This window comes from Ruegeria sp. HKCCD7221 (genome assembly GCF_013031225.1).
Taxonomy (GTDB): Bacteria; Pseudomonadota; Alphaproteobacteria; order Rhodobacterales; family Rhodobacteraceae; genus Ruegeria.
In genome coordinates, this window is the sequence record NZ_WPZE01000009.1 from 82731 (window position 1) to 106444 (window position 23714).

At 56.2% G+C, this 23714-nt stretch carries 20 protein-coding genes; 9 read left to right on the forward strand and 11 right to left on the reverse strand.

Features of this window, described 5'->3' with window-relative positions:
• The first annotated feature begins 6 nt into the window (after positions 1-6).
• The gene (locus tag GOX73_RS17815; RefSeq protein WP_171125663.1) at positions 7-1347 is read left to right on the forward strand and encodes a S41 family peptidase; all 1341 of its coding nucleotides are present in this window, start codon (positions 7-9) and stop codon (positions 1345-1347) included.
• 39 nt (positions 1348-1386) lie between these two features.
• Here GOX73_RS17815 and GOX73_RS17820 read toward each other — a convergent pair whose 3' ends face one another.
• From GOX73_RS17820 to GOX73_RS17830, 3 genes are all read right to left on the reverse strand, one after another.
• On the reverse strand, positions 1387-2913 hold the full coding sequence (locus tag GOX73_RS17820) for an MFS transporter (protein WP_171126779.1): 1527 nt from the start codon (positions 2911-2913) through the stop codon (positions 1387-1389).
• Between the two features lie 88 nt (positions 2914-3001).
• The gene (locus GOX73_RS17825; protein ID WP_171126780.1) at positions 3002-3361 is read right to left on the reverse strand and encodes a hypothetical protein; all 360 of its coding nucleotides are present in this window, start codon (positions 3359-3361) and stop codon (positions 3002-3004) included.
• A gap of 11 nt (positions 3362-3372) precedes the next feature.
• Positions 3373-4134 carry a DUF6478 family protein gene (locus GOX73_RS17830; protein ID WP_171126781.1) on the reverse strand — a complete coding sequence of 254 codons (762 nt, stop codon included), beginning with the start codon at positions 4132-4134 and terminating at the stop codon, positions 3373-3375.
• Positions 4135-4376: 242 nt separating this feature from the next.
• Here GOX73_RS17830 and GOX73_RS17835 point away from each other — a divergent pair, with 242 nt between their 5' ends.
• From GOX73_RS17835 to GOX73_RS17850, 4 genes are read left to right on the forward strand one after another with little or no spacing between them, the layout of a single operon-like run.
• Positions 4377-7475 carry an ABC transporter transmembrane domain-containing protein gene (locus GOX73_RS17835; protein ID WP_171126782.1) on the forward strand — a complete coding sequence of 1033 codons (3099 nt, stop codon included), beginning with the start codon at positions 4377-4379 and terminating at the stop codon, positions 7473-7475.
• Positions 7468-8364: a type II CAAX endopeptidase family protein gene (locus GOX73_RS17840; protein WP_171126783.1), complete on the forward strand. Its 897-nt coding sequence runs from the start codon at positions 7468-7470 to the stop codon at positions 8362-8364. Before GOX73_RS17835 ends, GOX73_RS17840 begins: the two co-directional genes overlap by 8 nt.
• A gap of 59 nt (positions 8365-8423) precedes the next feature.
• The gene (gene accD, locus GOX73_RS17845) at positions 8424-9356 is read left to right on the forward strand and encodes an acetyl-CoA carboxylase, carboxyltransferase subunit beta (RefSeq protein ID WP_171126784.1); all 933 of its coding nucleotides are present in this window, start codon (positions 8424-8426) and stop codon (positions 9354-9356) included.
• Positions 9353-10627, forward strand: a complete 1275-nt coding sequence (locus GOX73_RS17850) for a folylpolyglutamate synthase/dihydrofolate synthase family protein (RefSeq protein ID WP_171126785.1) — start codon at positions 9353-9355, stop codon at positions 10625-10627. Before accD ends, GOX73_RS17850 begins: the two co-directional genes overlap by 4 nt.
• A 65-nt stretch (positions 10628-10692) precedes the next feature.
• On the opposite strand, the gene zapE is transcribed toward GOX73_RS17850, so the two are convergent.
• Entirely contained in the window at positions 10693-11751 is a 1059-nt protein-coding gene (zapE, locus tag GOX73_RS17855; protein WP_171126786.1) for a cell division protein ZapE, read from the reverse strand.
• Between the two features lie 146 nt (positions 11752-11897).
• Here zapE and GOX73_RS17860 point away from each other — a divergent pair, with 146 nt between their 5' ends.
• Positions 11898-13133, forward strand: a complete 1236-nt coding sequence (locus GOX73_RS17860; RefSeq protein WP_171126787.1) for an MFS transporter — start codon at positions 11898-11900, stop codon at positions 13131-13133.
• A 1-nt stretch (position 13134) separates the two neighbouring features.
• On the opposite strand, the gene GOX73_RS17865 is transcribed toward GOX73_RS17860, so the two are convergent.
• From GOX73_RS17865 to GOX73_RS17885, 5 genes are all read right to left on the reverse strand, one after another.
• On the reverse strand, positions 13135-13755 hold the full coding sequence (locus GOX73_RS17865) for an HAD family phosphatase (RefSeq protein WP_171126788.1): 621 nt from the start codon (positions 13753-13755) through the stop codon (positions 13135-13137).
• 102 nt (positions 13756-13857) lie between these two features.
• Complete coding sequence (locus GOX73_RS17870; protein ID WP_171126789.1) at positions 13858-14313, reverse strand: YaiI/YqxD family protein; 456 nt, start codon at positions 14311-14313, stop codon at positions 13858-13860.
• The gene (gene sthA / locus GOX73_RS17875) at positions 14310-15758 is read right to left on the reverse strand and encodes a Si-specific NAD(P)(+) transhydrogenase (protein ID WP_171125686.1); all 1449 of its coding nucleotides are present in this window, start codon (positions 15756-15758) and stop codon (positions 14310-14312) included. The genes GOX73_RS17870 and sthA overlap by 4 nt, the downstream gene beginning before the upstream one ends.
• Before the next feature lie 3 nt (positions 15759-15761).
• The gene (gene fghA, locus GOX73_RS17880) at positions 15762-16595 is read right to left on the reverse strand and encodes an S-formylglutathione hydrolase (RefSeq protein WP_171126790.1); all 834 of its coding nucleotides are present in this window, start codon (positions 16593-16595) and stop codon (positions 15762-15764) included.
• A 105-nt stretch (positions 16596-16700) separates the two neighbouring features.
• Positions 16701-17630 carry an AEC family transporter gene (locus tag GOX73_RS17885; protein ID WP_171135051.1) on the reverse strand — a complete coding sequence of 310 codons (930 nt, stop codon included), beginning with the start codon at positions 17628-17630 and terminating at the stop codon, positions 16701-16703.
• Positions 17631-17776: 146 nt separating this feature from the next.
• Here GOX73_RS17885 and GOX73_RS17890 point away from each other — a divergent pair, with 146 nt between their 5' ends.
• Entirely contained in the window at positions 17777-18394 is a 618-nt protein-coding gene (locus tag GOX73_RS17890) for a TetR/AcrR family transcriptional regulator (RefSeq protein WP_171126791.1), read from the forward strand.
• 133 nt (positions 18395-18527) lie between these two features.
• The gene (locus GOX73_RS17895; protein WP_171126792.1) at positions 18528-20273 is read left to right on the forward strand and encodes a sugar phosphorylase; all 1746 of its coding nucleotides are present in this window, start codon (positions 18528-18530) and stop codon (positions 20271-20273) included.
• On the opposite strand, the gene GOX73_RS17900 is transcribed toward GOX73_RS17895, so the two are convergent.
• Both GOX73_RS17900 and GOX73_RS17905 read right to left on the reverse strand, forming a co-directional pair.
• Complete coding sequence (locus GOX73_RS17900) at positions 20257-21486, reverse strand: glycosyl transferase (protein ID WP_171126793.1); 1230 nt, start codon at positions 21484-21486, stop codon at positions 20257-20259. The two genes, GOX73_RS17895 and GOX73_RS17900, sit on opposite strands and share 17 nt — an antisense overlap.
• 19 nt (positions 21487-21505) lie before the next feature.
• Positions 21506-22267: a mannosyl-3-phosphoglycerate phosphatase gene (locus tag GOX73_RS17905; protein ID WP_171126794.1), complete on the reverse strand. Its 762-nt coding sequence runs from the start codon at positions 22265-22267 to the stop codon at positions 21506-21508.
• Positions 22268-22573: 306 nt separating this feature from the next.
• On the opposite strand from GOX73_RS17905, the gene GOX73_RS17910 reads away from it, so the two are divergent.
• A complete protein-coding gene (locus tag GOX73_RS17910; RefSeq protein ID WP_171126795.1) occupies positions 22574-23668 on the forward strand; it encodes a Xaa-Pro peptidase family protein in 1095 nt (364 codons plus the stop codon).
• The last annotated feature ends 46 nt before the right edge of the window (positions 23669-23714 follow it).

A 23714-nucleotide genomic window follows, 5' to 3' on the forward strand; every position in this document is an offset into this window, starting at 1 on the left:
ACGAGTATGAAGAAATTTGTGATGGCCGGTTTGGCCGGAACCCTGGCAGGTATCGTCGCAACGACACAGATTGCCGGTCCCCTGCTTGCTCAAGAGGCCGAAAACAAGGCCAGCGTGTATGAGCAACTGGACCTGTTTGGCGATATTTTTGAACGCATTCGCGCGCAATATGTCGAAGAGGTTGAGCCCGAAGAACTGATTGAAGCCGCGATTGACGGGATGCTGACATCGCTGGACCCGCATTCAAGCTATCTGTCGCCTGATGACGCCGAGCAGATGCGCGTCCAAACCCGGGGTGAGTTCGGTGGGTTGGGCATCGAGGTCACACAGGAAGAAGGCTTTGTAAAAGTCGTCTCACCCATCGACGGCACTCCGGCGGATGAGGCGGGGATCGAGGCAGGAGACTTCATCACGCATGTTGATGGCGAAAGCATCTTGGGGCTGACGCTGGATAAGGCCGTTGACCTGATGCGCGGCCCTGTCGGGTCCGAGATTATCATCACGGTCGTCCGGGAAGGTGAAACTGATCCTTTTGACGTCACCATCATCCGCGACACGATCAAGCTGACTGCTGTGCGCGCCCGAACCGAAGGCACAAGCGTCGTGCTGCGTGTAACCACTTTCAACGACCAGACCTTCCCCAATCTGGAAGAAGGATTGAATGAGCAGATCGCCGAAATCGGCGGTATCGACAAGGTCAACGGCGTTGTCCTCGACCTCAGGAACAACCCGGGCGGGCTGTTGACGCAGGCGATCAAAGTGTCTGATGCCTTCCTGAACGAAGGCGAGATTGTCTCGACCCGCGGCCGTGACGCAAATGATGGCGAGCGGTTTAATGCAACGCCGGGCGATCTGGCCGAAGGCAAGCCAATTGTCGTACTGATCAATGGTGGATCTGCATCAGCGTCCGAGATCGTCGCAGGTGCGCTTCAGGATCACCGCCGTGCGATTGTTGTTGGGACTAAGAGCTTTGGTAAAGGGTCGGTACAGACCGTCATGCCTCTGCGGGGCGACGGCGCTATGCGCCTGACCACGTCGCGCTACTATACCCCGTCGGGCCGCTCGATTCAGGCGCTTGGTGTCAGCCCGGACATCATCGTCGAGCAACCGCGTTCGGCGCCAGAAACAGAAGAAGACGAAAGCGATGCGCGCACCCGGTCCGAGGCTGATCTGCGTGGCAGCCTGAACAATGACAGCCTGAGCGAAGATGAGATTCGCCAGATAGAGGAAGATCGCGCCAAGGCCGAGGAAACGGCTGAACTACGGGAAGAGGATTATCAACTGGCCTATGCCATTGATATTCTCAAGGGTCTTTCAGCGTTTAGTCCAAACGGGCCGTCCCAATAAGATACCAGGGCCGCCAATTGGCGGCCCTTTTTCTTTCACTCAGCTTTCGACGCTGCGCAGCTTGTCTTCGTCTAGCATCATCGCCAGAACGACACCCACCGAAACAGATATGGCGGCAAAGACAAACGCCATGTTCATACCGGTGTCGAACGCTGCAGCGATTGCGGACTTAACGCTTTCCGCTTCTGCCGAACTGAGCTTGGACATGACCGCCTTTGCCGAGTCCGTTGTCAGGGTTCCCCCGTTGATGGCCCTTTGATCCGCCTCTGACATGTTGATGCCGTCTGCGGATAGCCGTTTGCCAAGACTGGACAGGCTAGTGACATACATGATCGCCGTTGCACAGGCGACCGAGATCGCCCCATAGACCAGGTGGGTCATAAAGCTTAATCCGCCTACCAGCCCCGCGCGTTCGGGCTTGACGGCGCAGACAGCGGCCGTGCCGGAGGGCCCGACAGTAAGCGTGGCACCCAAACCAATCATCGCCATGCCGGGCAAAATCTGGAAATAGCCAAGGCCACTGGGCATCACGACGATACTGACTGCACCCACGGTTGCGATGAGATAACCCCAAAACAGCAGGCGTTTGGGGCCAAAGTCATTATAAAGCGTACCCGAAACGATCGACCCGACGGCCAACAAAACGGTCAGCGGGGCAAGGCCAAGCGCCGAATGAAACACCGACCAGCCCAGAACCTTTTGCATATATTGCGGGAAATACAGCAATCCGACAAAGGCCGCCGATACATTGAACATGTTGAGCCCCAGCGTAATTCGGAACTCGCGGTTCTGCATCATTTGCGGCATCAGCAACGGCTCTTTCACACGCTTTTCGACCATCGGGAAAAAGAAAAACAAGACGGCGCTGACGAAGAACAGCATTAGTAACGGGACTGACGTCCATCCCCAATCGGCACCCACGTCCAGCCCGTAGAGCAGTAACAAAACCGCAAAGGACAGAAGGCCCATACCAGCGAAATCCAGGTGCTCGCCCTTTTTGTGCTGAGTTTCACGCTCCATCAAAACAAGAGCGGTCACCATCGAAATGGTCGAGAAGACGACATTTGCCAGAAAGAACATCCTCCAGTCACCAAAGCTGACGGCCATGCCGCTGATCATCGGACCGAAGACATTGCCGGTGGTTACGCCGGCAAGGATCAGACCCATGATCATGGCTCTGTGTTCTGGTTTGGAAACCTTGGTGGCACCGAAGGCCAAAGTGCAGGGCCACACGCATCCTGCGCCGATCCCCTGCAAGGCACGTGACGCGATCAGAAAATCCAGGCTTGGCGAAACAAAACACATGACCGAGGAAAACAGAAAGATTGAAAGGCCAATCAGCATCATCCTGCGATGGCCAAACATATCCCCCATGCGGCCACCCGCGACCATGGTCATGGCAAAAAACAGGGCATAGATATTCAGCACCCACTGAGTGCTGGTGATATCAGCGTCAAAGCTGTTTTCGATCGCGGGTACCAATATCAAGGCACCCGTAAAGTCGATGCCGATGCCGAACCCCGTCACCATCAGCGCGATAACCTTGACTATGCTGGCTCGGTCCATGAACGCACCCTGTTCCCGAAAAATGCATTTATGATGCATGGAAACAAGCCGAAAGATAGGGTTATGCGGTCTCCGGGGGGTCGATTGCCTAGTCGCCCGACGTCTGTACTCGGCGGAAAGCGCGCTTCAACATATCCAGTTCGGCGCGCAGCAAGTTGACCTCGGCTCTTATGTCGTCAGCCGCCGCCGTTCCAGCGATCACAGTGAAATCAGCAAGTTTCTGTGACGTTTCCCGGTCCACGATCAGAAAACTGTGGACCCCGTCGGACAAGGCTTCGGTGGGGACTTCTACGCTCAGAGCCCATCCGCCTTTGGTCGGAGACAAGGCAACACCATCCAGTTCTCGCCCCAGATACCGAACTTCGATCCGAGGTTCCGTTTCTGCTGAAAGGTGCCCGTGCCAGATGCCGTTTTCCAGTCGGATGGGCGTCAGAATAGGGGGTGTCATATCCAAGTAACTCACAAATCGGCACGGAAGTGGCGGCAGAAGGTCAGGTCGCGCAGAATGATGCGGTTCATTGCGGGATTGTCCATGATCAAGTCCAGCCAAACCTTATCAATGCGCCGTTCATTCAAAGGTAAATGCGCAAGATCGAAATCTGCCACGCTGGAGGTGTGGGATATGTCAAGCGGACGCAGGACCTGATCGGTATTTGCTCCGTGCTGGATATTCAGCCGCGCCATGATGCTTGATGGACGCTCTGCCTCGGCATGCACGTCAACGCGCACCAGATGTTGTTTGCTGAATCCTTGCGTGGCCTCAACAGGCAAATCAACGGTCAGGGACAGGAATGATCCGGTGAAACCGAATACCTCAAGGCTCAGTCCAAATGCGGCAAGGTCGGCGTCCCGCGTGTTTCGCGTTTGACGGATTCCAATCTCGGACAAACGGCAGTCATGGAACAAAGACACATGCTGATCCACCGTGACTTTACGAGGGGCCGATGCCACACCGGAACGCGGCAGCGGTCCCCGCCAAAGATCCGGCCGCCAGTACCAATCTGTTCCCAGCGGCTTAGGAAACTGAGACGAGCCAATCAGCGGGCGCATCAGTTGACCGTCTGCTTCGTGAATCAAGTGGTCGAGGTGACCGCGCAGCCTGCGCGCCTCGTCTCGTTGTGCGCGCAAAGTCGCGGGCGCGGCGTCTGATGCAGACTGTGCAGCCTGACGCCAACGCGCAAGAACTTTGCGGTGTATATAGCGATCCAGAAGTCTGCCCATAATCCTATCGCCTGAAGGTACTTCTCTTTAGTCAAAGACAGCGATCAGGATAAAGCGGAATTCGAACAAACAGGATTAATTTTCGCGAAACGCCATTACGCTTTGGGCTGGGCAGTCCGGTGGCGTTCTGATACGTCAGGCGGCGTTCTTGCAATCAACCGGGTCTATGCGTACCGTCCGGCACCTGATTGCTGTGGATCATCCGAAAAACTGCATACCAATTTTTGATACAAGGCCGGGGCATGGAACCCACTCTTTTTTCATTCATCTGGAAATATTCAAAGAAACAACAGCTTGTGTTGCTGGTTCTGACTGTATTCTCGTTTCCGTTTCTTTATGCCTCGCTCGAACTGCCAAAGCAGATCATCAACGATGCCATCGGTGCGCCCAGTGATAGCGTGACGGTAATGGGCGTGACGTTCACGCAGGTGCAATACCTTTTGATCCTCTGCGTTGCGTTTCTGGCGACTGTAATTGCCAGCGGATTGATGAAGATGCGGATCAACACAATGAAGGGCGTGCTGGCCGAACGGATGCTGCGCCGCCTGCGCTTTACGCTGATCCATCGTACCATGCGGTTTCCCAAGTCCTATTTTGCCACCACCAGTCAGGGTGAGCTGGTATCCATGATCACATCCGAGGCCGAGCCGATGGGTGGGCTGATGGGCGACGCCATCGCACAGCCGGTGTTTCAGTTTGGTCAGATGATGACTATTGTCACTTTTCTGTTCATGCAAAGCGTCTGGTTTGGTTTGGCCAGTATCGCACTAATCCCGCTGCAGGCCTGGCTAATCCCCAAACTGCAGCGGCAGATCAACCTTCTGAACAAAGATCGCATTCAGGAAGTGCGCAGACTGAGTTCCGAGATCGGCGAAAGCGCGGCAGGGATCAGTGATCTTCGTGCGAATGGCGGCTGGCGGTATCGCCTGGCACAGTTCAGTCACCGTTTGGGAACCTTGTTCGAGATCCGTTTCAAGATCTACAACAAGAAGTTCTTCATGAAGTTCCTCAACAACCTGATCACGCAGATCACGCCGTTCCTGTTCTATTCAGTAGGCGGGTATCTTGCGATCAAGGGCGAGGTGACTGTGGGCGCGCTTGTCGCCGCATTGGGAGCTTACAAGGATCTCAGCGGCCCGTGGAAAGACCTGCTGACCTATTACAATCAGGTGCAGGACATGTCGCTGCGGTGGGAAGTTGTGACCGAGCGTTTTGCGCCTGACAACATGATCCCCGAAGAGTTGTTTTTGGGCGAACCCGAGACCATTCCTCATCTCACGGGCGCGATTCAGCTTCAGAACATCACCGTTCGCGATGGTGACGGAAAGACGGTCCTGGAAGACATCGACTTGACCATACCCAAGGGTGCCCGTGTGGCCATCAAGTCATCAAACGCGGCCGAACGCAGCGCTTTGGCACAATTGCTGACTCGGGAAATTTTGCCGGTTCAGGGGGATGTCGTCATAGCAGGGCGCGATCTTCAGGGCTTGCATCAGGCTGTGATCGCGGCGCGGATCGGATATGCGTATTCTCGCCCTTACCTGTTTGATGGCACGCTGGGGGACAACCTGCTTATGCCGCTGCGAACCCATCCTCAGCATGAGGAAGACGCAAAAAAGGCCCCTAGCCGATGGCAGATCGAAGCGGAACGCGCCGGAAACCCAGTGGATTCCTTGTCTGATGACTGGATTGATCCCGGACTGGCCGGTCTGGAAGATGCCGAAGAAATCCGCGATTGGTGGTTCCAACTTGTTGAAGCGATGGGCATTGACGAGTTCATGTTCCGCCGCACGTTGCGCAGCCAGTTTGACCCGGTTCAGCACCCGACACTTGCGCGTGACATCGTGGGTTTACGCGAATTGGTTGCCGAGCGACTTCGGGAAAGAGGGTTGGATCGCTATGTTTACCGGTTCGACCCGGATCGGTTCAATCCAGCCGTTCCCTTGGGCGGCAACCTGCTTTATGCGGCTCCGTCGCGGGAAATTTCTCCGGATATTCTGGCCGGTGACGGACGGTTCATGTCCATGCTGCGCGCGCATGAGTTGGACGATGACGCGATGGGTATCTCAAGCGCGGTTCTCAAGACACTGAACCGCACGTTCGGGCGCGACGGGACAGACCACCCGCTGTTCCTGCGCCTTGGTATGACCAAGGAGATGTACTATCGGCTGCTGGATATCGAGGAACGGCGCATTGCCAAGGGCGACGACGCGATCAGCGAACGCGAGCGCGCATTGCTGCTAACGGTCCCTTTCCTGTTGACGGCCGAGCAGATCGGCCCGGATTTCCCGGATGAATACAAAGAAAAGATCCTTTCGATCCGAAGCAATCAGGCTGAACGGTTGAGAACATCAATGGATGGAATGTTCATCCCCGTAGACCCTGATGCCTATATCGGGCGCATGACGGCTATGGAGAATGCCCTGTTTGGTCGGATTTCGCTGACGGCAGGGGCCCACGCGGATGACATTGAGGATGTTGTTGCCGAAGCCATGAACGAGGCCGGTTTACGTCGCCGTGCAGCGGCCATCATCTATGACCTGCCATCCGGCTTGGGTGGAAACAACTTGCCGACGGTCTTCCAGGAAAGGGCCGCTTTCTCGCGTGCGGGGATCAAGCGCCCCGACGTGCTGATCCTCGACAAGGCACTGGCCAGCCACGATTCCGAAAGCCGCCTGCGCACGCGACTGAAGCTGCGCGAGTTGTTGCCGGATTCGATCATGATCTTCATGGAGGACAGCTTTGCCCATCCCGAAGCCTATGACCTGTTCGTCGAGATCAAAGATGGGCGCATCGACGGTGTCTCGAAAGCGACCGCCGAGGAAGACGCCAGCGTTGTCGGCGATCTGGGCCACAAGCTGAAGATCATTTCATCGACCGAACTGTTCGCCGGAATAGATGCCAAAAACCAGCGCCTGTTGGCGTTTTCGGCGCAATGGTATGATGTAGCAGCCGGGCAAGTGATATTCTCACACGGGCAAGCGCCGGATGCGGCGTATCTTTGCATTTCCGGTGAGGCCAGTCTTGAATGGCCCGAAGACGGCGGCGGTTCCCGTCCGATTTCAACGGTCGGGCCGGGCCGGTTGATCGGAGATCTATCAATCATAACCAACGATCCAAGGCAGTTGAATCTGGTCGCGGTAAGCGACTGTTCGTTCCTTCGAATCGGTGCGGAGGAATTTCGCGCAGTCGTCGAAAGCGATGCAGGTGTAGCCGTTCAATTGCTTGAAACCGTTGCGGGTTATCTGAATTCTCTGGCAGATCAAATAAACGCCACCAAAGATTCAACCGAATTCTGGGAAGAGTTTGACCTAGCAGAAGGTGAAAGTGACCGTGTCTGAACCCCGCCCAGCGTACTACGCCGCACATGAAGGTCTGGTTGCCGAAGCGCGCCCAAAGCCCGAGCTTTGGCGCCTGCTTGTCGGCTTGGGCTTGGTCGCTGTTGTGGTCACCGTACTGAACCTCGTTCTATTCAGCGTGGTTGTGGGCTTTGGGTCAAATGCGGTGGCCGAAGGGTTTTTGACAGGGTCTACACCGCTGGCGATGATTATTTTATTGTCTAGTTTTGGCTTCGTCACGCTAGGCGTCAGGATGGCGGTTCGGCGACTTCAAAATAGGTCGCTGGGTTCTGTTCTTGGCTCATTTCGAAGAAGTGCGCGCCAATTCTGGGTTGTGTTTCGCGCGCTGCTGATCCTTGGTTTGGTGGTCGCAGTCCTGCCACCCTATGACATGGGGGCTCCGTTGACCCCTAATCTGGGTCTCTCCACGTGGTTAATGCTGTTGCCGCTGTCGCTGCTAGCGGTACTGATTCAAACCAGCGCCGAGGAAGTGCTGTTTCGCGGGTACATACAACAAAGCCTTGCAGCTCGGTTCCAGTCCCCCATCATTTGGATGGGACTACCGTCCCTGTTATTTGCCCTCGGCCACTACGCGCCGGCTGCTGCAGGGGACAATGCGGGGCTGATTGCGTTGTGGTCTTGCATGTTCGGCCTGCTTGCGGCTGACCTCACGGCGCGGTCCGGCACACTGGGTCCGGCTATCGCCTTGCATTTCTTCAATAACCTTATTGCGCTGCTGCTGATCTCGTTGCCAGACAACTTGAGCGGCCTGGCCCTTTTCATTCTGCCCTATGACATGTCCGACACGGATATGGTGCGCGGATGGTTATATGTAGACTTCGCCGTCATGATCGTCGGCTGGCTGACAGCACGCCTTGCGCTCAGGCGTTGATTGCATTTCTTTCCGCAGCGTCTTATTTGACCTCAAAGCCGCACTAGCAAGGTTCCGATATGAACTGGATCACAAATTACGTCCGCCCCCGGATCAACTCGATCTTCTCGCGTCGGGAAGTGCCCGAAAACCTTTGGCACAAATGCAACGAATGCGGGACGATGCTGTTTCACCGCGAGCTGGCGGAAAACCAAAATGTCTGTACCCAGTGCGACCATCACATGGCGATCACGCCGCGGGACCGATTCAAGCATCTTTTTGATGGCGGAATCTTCACCGAGGTAGACGTTCCCGCCCCCAAAGACGACCCGCTGCAGTTTCGGGATCAGAAAAAATATCCCGATCGCATGAAGGCGGCCCAGAAAAAGTCGGGCGAAAAAGAAGCGATGCTTGTTGCCAAGGGTGAAATCGGACGCACGCCGATTATTGCCGCCGCACAAGACTTTTCCTTCATGGGTGGGTCGATGGGCATGTATGTCGGCAACGCCATCATTGCCGCCGCGCAAGAGGCCGTAAAACTCAAGCGCCCGCTGATCCTGTTCTCGGCTGCGGGTGGCGCACGGATGCAGGAAGGCATACTAAGCCTGATGCAAATGCCGCGTACAACGGTGGCAGTTGAAATGCTCAAGGAAGCCAACCTGCCTTACATTGTCGTGCTGACCCATCCGACGACCGGCGGGGTTACGGCATCATATGCGATGCTGGGCGACGTGCATATCTCAGAACCCAACGCTCTGATCTGTTTTGCCGGGCCGCGCGTTATTGAACAAACAATTCGCGAAAAGCTGCCCGAAGGGTTCCAGCGCGCGGAATACCTTTTGGATCATGGGATGTTGGACCGGGTAACCAAGCGTACAGAAATGCGTGAGGAACTGATCACCATCACGCGGATGTTGATGAATCAACCTCCTGCGGTCAAAGGTGACCTTCCAGCCCCCAAACCTGAAGAAGCACAGCCCGGCGATCCGGCTGACACTGCACAAGAGAAATGACCCCTCAGTCGTCGGACCTCATCCTCGAACGGATGATGGCGCTTCACCCCAAGATCATTGACCTGACCTTGGACCGCGTATGGCGTTTGCTGGCCGCATTGGACTATCCGCAGGAAAAACTACCGCCCGTCATCCATATTGCCGGAACAAATGGCAAGGGGTCGACCCTGGCCATGATCCGCGCCGGGTTGGAAGGGGCAGGTCTTAAGGCCCATGCCTATACCTCACCTCACCTGGCACGGTTTCACGAACGCATCCGCCTCGCCGGAGAATTGATTTCTGAACCTGCACTTACCGAAGTACTGGACGAGTGTTACGCCGCGAATAACGGCGATAACATCACGTATTTTGAAATAACAACCTGCGCCGCGCTGCTAGCATTTGCACGCACGCCTGCGGATTACACCCTGCTCGAAGTCGGCTTGGGTGGACGTCTGGACGCAACAAACGTCGTGCACAATCCTGCGGTCACAGTAATCACCCCTGTATCCATCGACCATGAACAGTTTCTGGGGAATACCCTTGGAAAAATAGCGGCCGAGAAGGCGGGCATCATCAAACCCGGAGTCCCTTGTATCGTTGGGCCGCAACAAGATGAAGCGCTGGAGGTGATTGAATACACCGCCGCTCGCCTTGGCGCACCCCTGTTGATTCATGGCCAGCACTGGCATGTCGTCGAAGAAAACGGGCGTCTCGTGTATCAGGACGAAACAGCTCTCCGTGACCTGCCACTGCCGAACCTCCTGGGCGCGCACCAGATTCAGAACGCAGGCGCGGCCCTTGCCGTCATGCGTCATTTGGATCTGGGTGACGACGCGTATGAGGCCGCAGTAACAAAGGCCGAATGGCCCGCACGGATGCAACGGTTAAAGTCGGGTCCCTTGGTCGAGCAAGCCCAAGATGCTGAACTATGGCTGGATGGCGGTCACAACGCCGCCGCGGGTGTTGCGCTTGCGGATGTGCTTGCGAAACTTCCGTCACGCCCAACGCATATGATCTGCGGCATGCTGAACACAAAAGATGTAACCGGGTACCTAAAGCCCTTGGCCAATCAGTGCCAAAGCCTGACGGCCGTTTCAATTCCGGGCGAGGCCGCAACCCTTAGCGCGGATGAAACCGCCGCCGCCGCCGCCCAGGTAGGACTGGCATCGACCACTGCAGACAGCGTCACAGATGCCCTTCAGTCCATTGTCGGCAATGATCCTCAGGCTCGCGTCCTGATCTGCGGTTCCCTCTATCTGGCTGGGAACGTCCTGCGCGAAAACGCCTGATACTTCACCTGGCCAAAAAATATCCCGGGGGAGGCGCGGCTTGCCGCGGCGGGGGCAGAGCCCCCCTAATTCCCCCAATCCTGATCCTGCATTTCCCGCAGACGTGACGCGGTACGCTCAAATTCAAAGGTGCCTTCACCTTCGACATACAGCATCTCCGGCTCAGCCGCTGCCGAGCAGATCAGCCGCACTTTGGCCTCGTACAACGCATCAATCAACGTCACAAAGCGCTTGGCTTCGTTAAAGTTGTTCCGCGACAGACGGGGGATATCCTCTAGCACCAGAACCTTGACCGCCTCTGCGATGGCAAGATAATCCGCAGGTCCCAGCATCCGGCCGCAAAGATCATAGAAGCTGGCCCGCGCAACGCCATTCCGAAACTCAGGTAACTCGACCGCACGGCCATTGACCTGCAGTATCAGCGGATCTGCAACGCCGCCGGACAGGTCGTTCCAGACCGAGCGGATGTTCTGCCGTGCTTCAGGTCCAATGGGTGAGAAATAGACAGGCGCACCTTCCAAACGGTTTTGGCGATAATCCGTTGGCGAGATCAGCTCCCACACCTGCAGCTGTTCCTTGATATGGGCAATGAATGGCAGGAAGAGTTGCCGGTTCAAACCATCCTTGTACAAGTCGTCAGGGTGACGGTTCGACGTCGTGATCACGACAACCCCACCTGCGTGCAGCAGATCGAACAGACGCCCAACGATCATGGCATCCGTGATATCCGTGATCTGCATTTCATCAAATGCCAGCAACCGAACCGACTTGACGACGGCGTCCGCAACTGGGGCCAAGGCATCTTCAACACCGTCGTTTCTGGCCTTGTGCATACCGGCATGAATTTCCTGCATGAAAGCATGAAAATGCACGCGTCTTGCCGGGATACCGTCAAGGGCGTCGACGAACATGTCCATCAACATGGACTTGCCGCGCCCAACGCCGCCCCACAGATATAATCCTTTAGGCGGCGGGGGTGGCTTGCGAAACAAACCGCGCTTTACCGGTTTCGCCAACGCTGAGCGGATGCGTTCAAAATGCGGTAGAACTGCCTCTTGCGCGTCATCCCGTGTGAGGGTTTCATCTGCGACGCGAGCCTCATAAAGCGAAATCAAATCCGTCATAGCCCGAGGCATACCCTCTGCATCGCGCATTGAAAAGCAGCCAGACCTGCCCTGCATCAATTTTGCTTATCTACGGCCCCAAAACTTCTGAATTGACCGGACTAAATTTTGATTTAGCGTCTGCCTTCCAATGTCATGAGGTTTCAATGCCCCAGCCACCGCGCCTTCTGAATCCTATCCTGATCGTCGGTTGTATTATCGTGACGGTCAGTTTCGCCGTGCGCGCGTCATTTGGTGTGTTCCAGATCCCGATTGAACAAGAGTTCGGATGGCTGCGCACAGATTTTTCGATGGCTATCGCGATTCAGAATCTGGCATGGGGAATCGGACAGCCCATATTTGGCGCTATTGCGGAAAAAACTGGCGACCGGCGTGCCATCGTGTTGGGGGCACTGACTTATGCCGCTGGCATGGTACTGTCAGCGTGGTCGGTGACGCCGCTTGAACATCAGATGTATGCATGGCTTGTTGGGTTCGGCATTGCCGGGACGGGATTTGGCCTTGTGCTTGCCGTCGTTGGTCGTGCCTCTTCGGATGAAAACCGGTCAATGTCTCTTGCCTTGGTAACCGCCGCCGGCAGTTGTGGGCAGATAATTGGTGCTCCGGCAGCCGAATGGATGCTGACATTTCTTCCTTGGCAGCAGGTATTTATAGTCTTCGCCATCGCGATTCTTGCATTGATTTTGACGCTGCCTTTCATGCGGGCACCGCAAACGGTGTCGAAGGCAGAATTACAGGAAAGCATGGGGGAAATATTGGGGCGGGCCCTTCGCGATCCTTCCTACACCCTCATTTTTCTTGGGTTCTTTAGCTGCGGGTATCAGCTTGGGTTTGTGACAGCCCATTTCCCTGCCTTCGTGACCGAGATGTGCGGCCCGATCATGCCGGGGGGTATTTTGCATTCCATTGGCATCACAACGACATCGGCGCTGGGGGCCGTGTCCATCTCTTTGATTGGTCTGGCGAATATCGGAGGGACCTTGCTGGCGGGATGGGCCGGAAGTCGCTATCCCAAGAAATACCTTCTGGCGTCCGTCTACACCGCGCGAACTTTTGCGGCAGCAGCCTTCATCATCTTTCCGATCACACCACTTTCCGTGGTTGTCTTTTCGTTGGTCATGGGATCGCTTTGGCTGGCAACCGTGCCGCTGACCTCGGGTCTGGTCGCGCATCTTTACGGTCTGCGCTACATGGGCACCCTTTACGGGATTATCTTTTTCAGCCACCAGCTTGGCAGTTTTCTGGGTATTTGGCTTGGGGGACGCCTTTATGACCAATATGGCGATTACACGCTGGTTTGGTGGATTGGGGTCGCAATCGGGGCATTCAGCGCAATCGTTCACCTGCCTATACGTGAAAACAGGGATGCAGTCCCCGCCTGAGCTAGACGGCTTCTTCGGGCTTCAACAGCCCTTCTTTGACAAGGCGGTCAGCCCACCCCTGCGCGCCCTCAAAGTGGTGCGTCTGCCATCCACGTGAATGCGCCGTTTCAATGTTTTCAAGGCGATCGTCGGTAAACAACAAAGTATCGAGTGAAAGGCCGCAGTCTTCTTCGACCATTTGGTAGATAGGGACGTGCGGTTTGACCGCTTGCAGCCTTCCCGAAACATAGTGCCTGTCGAACTCGTTCAGAAATGGGTAGACCGTTGTCGCATAGTCAAAATTCTGTACTCCAAAATTGGTCAGAGCAAAAACTGGCACGCCTTTTCCCCGCAAAGCACGCTGTAAACGGACCGAATGCGGAATTTCGGGCGCAGCCAGTTCGATCCACTTATCGTGCCACATCCGGATTTCTTCGCGCCACTTGGGGTATTTCTCGGCCCAGTCATAGATCGTGTCCGTGAAGTGATGTCCTTGATCCACAAGGTCGTTCATTCCATGTAGATCGACTTCTTCAAACATGGCCCGGCGACGGTCTTCGCCGATCACCTTGTCGTAGTAACGTTCGGGCTGCCATTCGATAAGAACATTTCCGATGTCAAAAACTACGGCTTCAACCGCCATGGGCACACCTGTTCTGAAAGTTTATGTCGGCGCCGACTGAATCAAGCCAGGCGCCGATTGACAAGACCCAACCTCAGCGCAAAACGCCCCCCGGCGCGAGGACTATGCTTTTTGCGCTGCCCTCAATTCCCGTTCCAGCACGTCCAGAAACCGCGATCTGTCGGCTTTGCCAAAGGGTTTGCCGCCACCGCCAGCACCAAGCGGATTGGCGGCGCGAAGGTCTGCCATCAGGTCACGCATAGCCAGTTGTTGTCCAATATTGGCTGCGGTGAGCGCTTCGCCGTTGGGGCGTAATACGCGCGCGCCAGCCTCAACACATTTCGCGGCAAGCGGGATATCAGACGTGACAACCACATCGCCTGCGCCACAACGTTCAGCGATCCACTTATCGGCCTCATCCGCACCCTCAGATACGATAACAACTTGCACCAGTGGATTGGCCGAAGGCCGCAAGCCGCCATTGGAGACAAGAGCCATCTGCACCTTGTGCCGCGTAGCGACGCGTTCAGCCTCGGCTTTAACCGGACAGGCGTCGGCGTCGATGAACAGCGTCGTCACGCCTTCTTCGCCTTTTTTTCGGCTGATGTCTTGCGCACCTTGAACTCATCCGGAATGGGCATTCGGTTGAAAGCATCTAGACCTGCGATTTTGTACGCCTCGGCCAGCGTCGGATAGTTGAACGTATTCTGTACGAAGTAATCCACCGTTCCCTTTAGGTTCAGCACCGCCTGCGCGATGTGGATCAGTTCGGTCGCGCCTTCGCCGACAATCTGCACGCCAAGAACCCGCCGGGTTTTTAGCGAGAACAGCATCTTCAGCATACCATGTTCCAAGCCCATGATATGCCCGCGAGAGGTTTCGCGGAATCGCGCCACGCCGACCTCGTATGGGATGCCGCGCTCCTGCAGTTCTTCCTCGGACATGCCGCAGGTGGAAATCTCGGGCACGGAATAGATGCCATAGGGATACCACGGGCTTTCCGGAAGGGTAGGGGTCTCCAATGCGTGACACGCGGCGACGCGGCCCTGCTGCAGCGATGTCGATGCCAGCGAAGGATGCCCGATCACGTCGCCCGTCGCATAGATATGCGGCACGGCAGTCTGATAGGTTTTGCGGTCCACATTAATCCGGTTGCGGTGGTCTGTCTCAAGCCCCACAGCAGACAAGTTCAGGGCCGAAGTCGCACCCATTCGGCCAGCCGCAAATAGCAGCATCTCGGACCGCACGTGACGCCCATTGGCCAATGTCACCTCGACATGGCCGCCTGCGTCTTCGATCTTTTCGACCGCAGAACCCAGACGCAGGTCCACGCCGTTCTCGCGGATCTGGTGAGTGAAATCGTGGATCAGGCGGCTGTCGATGAAATCCAGAAACGTGTCGCGCGGTTCGATCAGCGTAACCCGCACGTCCAGCGCCGAAAACATGGTGGCATATTCCACCCCAATCACACCCGCGCCAATCACGCAAAGCGACCTTGGGATTTCGGCCATTTCAAGAAAGTCATCCCCATCGACCACGGTCTTGCCATTAAATGGCACATAGTCGGGGCGGTAAGTTTTGGTCCCGGTCGCGATCAGAAACTTTGCGGCGGTCAGGCGGGTCGTGTCACCAGCGTCGGTCGCAACCTCAACCTCATGCGGGCCGACAAATCGCGCCAGCCCATTCAGGGTTTCCACGTGGTTTCGGTTGAACTGATGTTCCAGAACGTCAACTTCATGATCCAGCGTCATGTGCAGACGCGCCTTGAGGTCGTCGGCGCGAATCTGATCCTTCACCCGGTACGAGCGGCCATAAAAGCTGCGCTCGCGCCAGCCCGACAGGTTCAGAACCGTTTCACGCAGGGTTTTTGACGGGATCGTACCGGTATGTACTGACACGCCGCCGAACCTATCCTTTCGGTCGATCACCAGCACCCGGCGTTTCAGCTTACCCGCCTGAATCGCTGCCGACCGCCCCGAGGGGCCAGACCCGATGATGATCAGGTCGTAATCAAAGTCGCTCATGCCTCAGTCTCCGTACAGCGCCTCTGCGTGAAAGGTGATGTGATCTTCCATGAAGGTCGATACAAAGAAATACGAATGATCATAGCCCGGCTGAAGGCGATAGGTGGCCTGCTGGCGACGCTCTGCAATGGCTTCTGCCAGCGCCTCGGGGCGCAGCAGGTCGATGAACTGGTCACTGGCCCCGGTGTCGATCAGGACAGGTCCGTCAAAACCCTTTTCCTTCATCATCAGCGAGGCATCATGCTTGGCCCAGGCGCCCTCATCATCCCCTAGATAGGCGGCCAGTTGTTTGCGGCCCCAATCCGCCCCCGTCGGATTCGAGATCGGCGCAAAGGCCGAAACTGAACGGTACCGCCCCGGCAAGTTCATCGCCAGCGTCAGCGCACCATGGCCACCCATGGAATGCCCAGTGATGGCCTGACGATCCATATCAATCGCGAAATGTTCTGCCAGCAGCGCGGGCAGTTCCTCGGCCACATAATCCCACATGTTAAAGTGGGGGGCCCATGGGGTTTGCGTCGCGTTGACATAAAACCCGGCGCCCTGACCCAGATCGTAATCCTCGTGATCAGCCACGCCTTCACCGCGCGGCGAAGTATCGGGAAACACGACCGCAATTCCCTGTTCAGCCGCCCACGCCTGCGCCCCGGCCTTTGTCATTGCGTTTTCATGGGTGCATGTAAGCCCGGACAGATACCACAGTACAGGGACGGGTCCGTCTTTTGCTTCGGCGGGCAAGAACAAGCCAAACGTCATGTCGCAGTTACACGCGGAGGAGGTATGGCGATAGACGCCTTGCACGCCCCCGAAACAGGCGTTTTCCGAAAGGGTTTCCATCTGGCTCGTGTCCTTACGTTAGGTTCGGGCCATGGCTACCCTTACCAAGCCGCTGCGTAAAGCCTGTGCGCGACGGGTTAAGGGGATAATTCGAAGCGCAGAAAACTAAAGCGTTCCCACCCACGCAATCACGACGGGTACAGTCAGAATACTTGCGGCAGTAGAAAGAAGGATCGCCGCCGATGCCCTGTGCGGCGCAACGCCGTAATGTGCGGCCAGCATATAAACGTTGCCCGCGACCGGCAGAGCGGCTGCAGCGATGGCTATTGACGCAGGAAATGTAGCGACAGGGATCACCCAAATCAGGACGATTGCAACACAGGCAGGATGTACCACCAGTTTGCAAAAGCTGAGCCAACCCGCGATTTGCACGCGTTCCGCCGACTTGCTGGCCAATGACGCGCCAATTGCAAACAGGGCTCCGGGCGTCGCGGCACCACCCAAAATTGTCAGAAAGTCGTTCAGTGGTACTGGGACCGGGACTTGAAACGCAGACCACAGCATCCCGGCCGAGATCGAAACGATCATGGGGTTCTTTATCAGCCCGACAGCAATCAACCGAAACGTAGACGGGGTCAGCCGCCCATCCCGCCCTCCGTTGATCAAGATGACGATCAACGACGAAAAGACGACAAGATCCACTGTGAGGACCAACATAACCGGCCCGATTGCGGCCTCGGTGAACAGAAGCGCCAGCATCGGCAAGCCCAAAAAACCAACATTGCCAATGGCGGCACACTGTGCTTCGACCGCCGAAGTGGGGATGTCCAAGCCCCTGATCCAGGCAACGAATGTTGCCAGCGCATAGACGGCGAAGGTGCCCAGAAGGTATCCCAGCACCAGCTTCGCATTGAAGATTTCAGCAAACGGAAGCGTGGCGGCAAATCTGAACAGCATCGCCGACAACGCAAAAAAGAAGACAAATTTTGTTAGATACGCTGTTGCATCTTCCGAGAAAAAACGGCTGCGCCCGGCCCAATATCCAAGGCCGATGATCGCAAAGAAAGGAAGTGTGCGCAGAAAGATATCGACCATGGCCAGAGTGTTAGCACGGTTTGAACTGGCGGCAAGCCCGCTTGCCCAAAGCGGGTCCGGTAGTTCACCCAAGGGTGTTTCTGCGAGAATCGTTGAATCTGAACTGAACGGTTTATAAACTTGGAACCTGCAGCCAAGGAGAAACAATGCCCGAGTCAGCCACCATCCTGCGTACAGGTCGCAAATTCGATCAAGTGGTACGCGGTGCCCGTGAAGTATTCATGGCGGATGGTTTCGAAGGCGCAAGTGTGGACGATATCGCACGCGCGGCCGGTGTCTCAAAGGCGACCTTGTACAGCTACTTTCCTGACAAACGCCTTTTGTTCATGGAGGTTGCGCATACCGAATGCAGCCGGATGGCCGAAAACGTCTTGTCGATGATCGACGATTCCAAACCAGTGCGCGAGGTGCTGACTGTAGCTGCAACCCAACTAACTACTTTTCTGGTATCCGAGTTTGCGCAGCAGGTTTTCCGCATTTGCGTGGCCGAACGCGACAGGTTCCCGGAATTGGGTCAAGCATTTTATGAGGCCGGTCCGCAAAACGGCGTCCGGCACTTGGTGGAGTACTTTAGGAAGGCCGTTAATCAAGGCGAGCTTGCCATCGACGATTTGCAGGTCGCCGCGGAACAATTCTCAGAGCTTTGTAAAGTGCGCATCTGGGCCCGTGCCGCATTTGGCATTCAGAATAGCTTTTCCCAGTCTGAAATCGACGAAGTGGCGCGGCAGGCAGTTGATATGTTCATGACCCGCTACGCTGTGTGAGCCTTCTGTCACCGGTTACATGTCCAAAAAATGTGCAAGGTGGTGCAGGTTGAGTCAAAGAACCGCCGTTCGGTTTGACAGGCTGACCGTTCTGGAAAACCATCAGGCGGATGCAGCGAAGGGCCTGTGACTCTTGACCAGTGATAATACCAGCTTCTCCCGACGCCTGATTGACCTGCTTGTTCAGATCTACCCTGACCATGATCAATCGGAATTGGCGCGACAGGTATCCGATGCCTTTTGGCCGTCCAATACGCACAGGCGCAAACAAGGCCGCAAACCCGGCAATAAGTTGTGGTCAGAGAACGACAGCGTCCTGATAACCTATGGTAACTCGATTGAAGATCAGGTGCACAAACCCCTGGACCTGTTACACGATTTTCTCGTTCGACACCTGACCGGGGTGGTCAACGGCGTTCACATCTTGCCGTTTTTTCCCTTCACTTCGGACGACGGGTTCGCTGTTTCCGATTACTATAGCGTCAGCACTCAGCTTGGTGACTGGACGGATATCACGCGTATCGCGGACGATTTTCATCTGATGTCCGATCTCGTGTTGAATCATGTCTCAAGCCAGGGCGCGTGGTTCACCAACTACCTTCAGGGCAAATCCCCGCACGACCGGTTCTTTTTTGAAGCGTCACCCGAAGATGATCTGTCCGAGGTTGTGCGCCCCCGCACCACGCCGTTGCTGCGGCAAGTGGATACCAGCGAGGGTGAGAAATACGTCTGGTGCACGTTCAGCCACGATCAGGTCGATCTGGATTTCTCGAACCCCGAGGTTTTGGTCGAGATGTTGCGGATTATCCGTCTGCATATCGACAAAGGCGTGCGGATATTGCGACTGGATGCGGTGGCTTTCATCTGGAAGGAAATCGGCACCAACTGCATTCACTTGCCACAAACCCATGCGATCGTGCAGCTTCTCAGGTTGCTGTGCGACTATGCAGCTGAAACACTTGTACTGCTGACCGAAACAAACGTCCCGCGGACCGAGAATCTGAGTTACTTCGGCAACCGGAACGAGGCGCACGCCGTTTACAATTTCCCGCTGCCCCCTTTGATCTTGCACGCAATGCAGTCAGGCACAGCGCAATATTTGAGCGAATGGCAAGCCGCGATGCCTCCGGCCCAGTTGGGCTGCGCGTATCTGAATTTCACCGCCAGCCACGATGGGATCGGGATGCGTCCGGCCGAGGGATTGCTGCCGCCCGACGAAAAAGAGCGCATGATCGACACGGTGCGCCGCATTGGCGGGCTGGTTTCGATGCGCGCGCTGCCTGATGGGCGCGAAGAACCCTATGAGTTGAACTGCGGCTATTTCGAAGCCATGGCCGAGACATTTCAAGGCCCCGATCAGTACCATCTGGCGCGGTTCATCTGTTCACAGACCATCGTGATGTCTTTGGAAGGGATACCGGCCTTTTACATCCATTCCCTGCTGGCCACACCCAATGATCACGAGGCTGTTGCGCGGCGGGGCATGAACCGGGCAATCAACCGGCATCGCTGGCATTACCCTGACCTGCTGGCAAGGCTGGCCGATCCGGGGTCAAATCAGGCGCTGGTGCTGTCCGAATTGTCCAAACGTCTGCGCCTGCGGTCGCAACAGGCGGCCTTTCACCCGAACGCCACGCAATTCACCCTGCGGTTGGATGATCGCGTCTTTGGCATCTGGCGGCAAAGTCTGGATCGCAGCCAGTCGATCTTTGCGCTGCATAACGTCTCGGCCGAGCAGGTCCACGTCAACCCTGCCGAGATCAACATGATTGCCGAGGAAACCTGGACGGACGCCCTGACGGGAGAAATCCTGGCCACCAACGGCCCCGATATTGTGCTGGCCCCGTATCAGTGCCGCTGGATCACGAACGCGGGCTGAATTCGTCCAGATCGTCGGACACCGCCGCCTTGAGGCGCAGCAGGAATTCAGGATCAGCCGAATGGACCCTATTCCATGTGGGGATGAACGGCGTCTCGTGCGGGTTGTCCAGAAACACCTGCCCGGCGCGAATGATATTTTCGGCGAACAGTTCGATGGATTTCTCTTCCTTGTGGCGGTCCAATTCCAACCCATTCATCTTGGCGTCGGTGTAATACCCTTCGAGCAAGTCCAGCGCCGAGCGGTAATAGGTCGCCTTGAGTGTACGGAAGGTATTGGGCGTGAACACCGTGCCGTCGGCGGCCAGTTTGCGGAAGATCGCCTTGCAGATATCGGTGGACATGCGCGACAGGCCACGATTTGCGTCCTCGGGGGACAGCTCCTGATGTTTGTGGTCATAATTGTCGGCAATTTCGACCTGACAGACGGATTTCGGGGCCAGATTTCGCCACGCTTCGGACAGCACTCCGATCTCAAGCCCCCAGTCGGAAGGAATGCGCAAATCGGGCAGGGTAGGGGTGCGAATTGCAAACTCACCCGACAGTGGATAGCGGAAGCTGCGCAGATAATCGAGGTAATCCCGGTCCCCGATTACCTTTTTCAACGCGATCAGCAGCGGACTGACCAGAAGACGCGTCACACGACCGTTCAGCTTGCCAGACCCGATACGGGGGTAAAACCCTTTGGCCATCTGAAACGGAAAGGTCGGGTTGACCACCGGATAAACCAGCCGATCCAGCATCTCGCGGTTATACGTGACAATGTCGCAATCGTGAATCGCCATAACGGAACTGTCCGCGCAGGCCAGAAGATAGCCGATACAAGACCAGACATTCTTACCCTTGCCGGGTTCCTGCGGCGCAAGGCCCAAGGCTTTCAGATGTTCCTGAAGATGCGTCAGACGAGGGCTGTCATTCCAGATAACAGCGTGGTTTTGCGGCAAGTCTGCAAAGAACGCACGGGCTTTGCGGTACTGCTCTTCATCCGCTTGGTCCAGGCCGATGATGACGCGGTGAAGATACGGGACCTGCGACAGTTCCTTGAGGATACCAGCGAGGGCCGGCCCCTCCAGCTCGGAATAAAGACACGGAAGGATCAGGGTGATCTTGCGGGTCTGTGCAAAGACCGAAATCTCATGTGACAGGTGACCACTGGGTCTGCTGCGCAAATTGTGCAGCGTCGTTATATTTCCGTTCTGATGGAAGTCTGCCATGTCGTTCGCCTTGTTTTTGTCAGAACTCTACAGTCAGGGTCAGGATTGCCTCCGACCAACCTTGGGGACCGTTGCTGTCTGTCCTGAATATGCGTGGTTCGATATGAGGTGGAAAAGGCGGAATGCCCGGCCCATCCGGATTTGCAACCACTACGCCTTGATCCGCAGCCATTAGCATTTCGATGTCATTTGGCGCGTCACCCAAGGCGATTGATCGGCTTGGTCTTAGCTGCTGAACAACTTCCCTTAAGGCGTCCGCCTTGGTTTTGCCGAAGGATACGGTCAGGAACCGCCCCCCGCGACGGGCAAAAAGACTCATGTTGCGCGCTTGTGCTACGAAGTGGTCCAACTCGGCCTCCGTGCCCGTCCACAGCCCGGGCTCGCTGAATCTCCGCGTTCGAGCACGGGCGGCTTGAACGGGGTTGAGCCCCGTCGCATCTGCCACATCCTGATCGGACATATCGCCAAACCCGACAAATCCCGTGGGCAGTTGGGAAAGCGCCGTGCGCAAGGCCTGATAATGGTCACCTTCAATATCGGGCGCATCGGGCCATAGGATACCCGCCCCATTTTCGACAATTGCCGGCATTCGCGTAACATCAAGTTCCTGCTGCAGCGGTGCAATCTCTGCCGCTGTTTTGCTGCTGGCCAATACAAGCCCCGCGCCGATTTCCGACAAGCGTTGAAGTCCCGGCTGAGCAGCCGCCCAACTATAGTTGTGATGATCCAGCAGCGTCCCGTCGAGATCAGAGAAAACCAGCAATTTTGGGTCGGCGGTCATGGGGAAGGGCAATCAATTCGTTCTTTCATTGAGTGGAAGTAAAAATCCGTGACCATCGGAAGTAAATCCATTCTGGCCAAATGCGCGTCAAACCTAAATCTTACGCCCAATATTTGGGCAATTGCGTGGTGGTCGCTATCTGGCTCGGTATTGAGTTTTAACCATGGGCACTTTGGGCACGGGTCCAAAACACACCCTCTGGGCAGTTACATCTTCCATGGTGTAAGTGTCCCAACAGTTGCAGATTATTGGCAAGGGCTGCCCGATACGGCGGCTCGGCCTTACTATCTTGGGAGGTCGGCGCACATGCCGAATTTGTCGGAATACAGTAAACTGGCAAGGGAAATGTCAGTAGATGCCATTGCCCTTGTACCGGGCCCTAATTTCACCCGCGCATTGGGCAAACCGTTCATGAGCCACGAACGGCCCTTTGTGGTCATTATCCCGGCTAAGGGCACAGCGGCTGCGATTGTGCCCAATCTGGAACTGGGAACGTGGGAATTGGTCGGTTTTGAGGGGGCCGTCTTCGACTGGATGGACCAAAAGGGCTATGACAGCGCCTTTGCTTCATTGGCCGCTCATATGCCCCTGAGGTCACTTGCCGTTGAAGGGCAAGTGATGCGGGTTTTCGTGTCCAAGGCCCTGACCAATGCGATGCCCGACTTGCAAATCGTAGATGCCGAGCGCGAGATTTCCGGTTTGCGGATCATCAAGACCGACGCCGATATTGCCGCTTTGCAGGCTGCAATTGATATCTCGGAACGCGCGCTGGAACGTGTGATTTCAGAGGTTCGCGTCGGGCAAACCGAGAAACAGATCGAACAGGCGTTGATCCAGGCGCTGTTTGCTGAAGGCGCCGCGTCGTTGGCTTTTTCGCCGATTGTCGCCGCCGGGGACAACTCGGCTCAACCACACGGCAAAGCCCGCGCGGATTATCAGATCAAACCCGGCGATGCGCTGCTCTTCGACTTTGGCGCGCGCAAAAACGGTTTTGCGGCGGATATCACGCGTACATTCTTTGTTGGCGAGGTTTCGGACGAGGGTAGGGCGGTTTACGACACAGTTCTTCGCGCGAACCTCGAAGGGTTCAAGGCCTGTTGCCCCGGCGCGAGCGCCCATGACATCGACGACGCAGTTACAAATGTGCTCGAGGCTTCGCCCTATGCCAACCGGATTCGCACCAAGACGGGTCATGGTCTGGGTCGCGACGTCCACGAAGCGCCATATATCATGCGCGGGAACCACCAGAAAATCCTGCCGGGCATGGTCTGGACCAACGAACCGGGCCTGTATGATCTGGGCAATTTTGGTGTTCGGATCGAAGATGATGTTCTTGTGACCGAGGATGGTTGTCGGTCGCTGACCAGTTTTCCCAAAGATCTTACAATCATAGGCCGCTGACACTTGACTGGTTCACGAAACGTGTTGGAATGACGGGTCGCTCCAA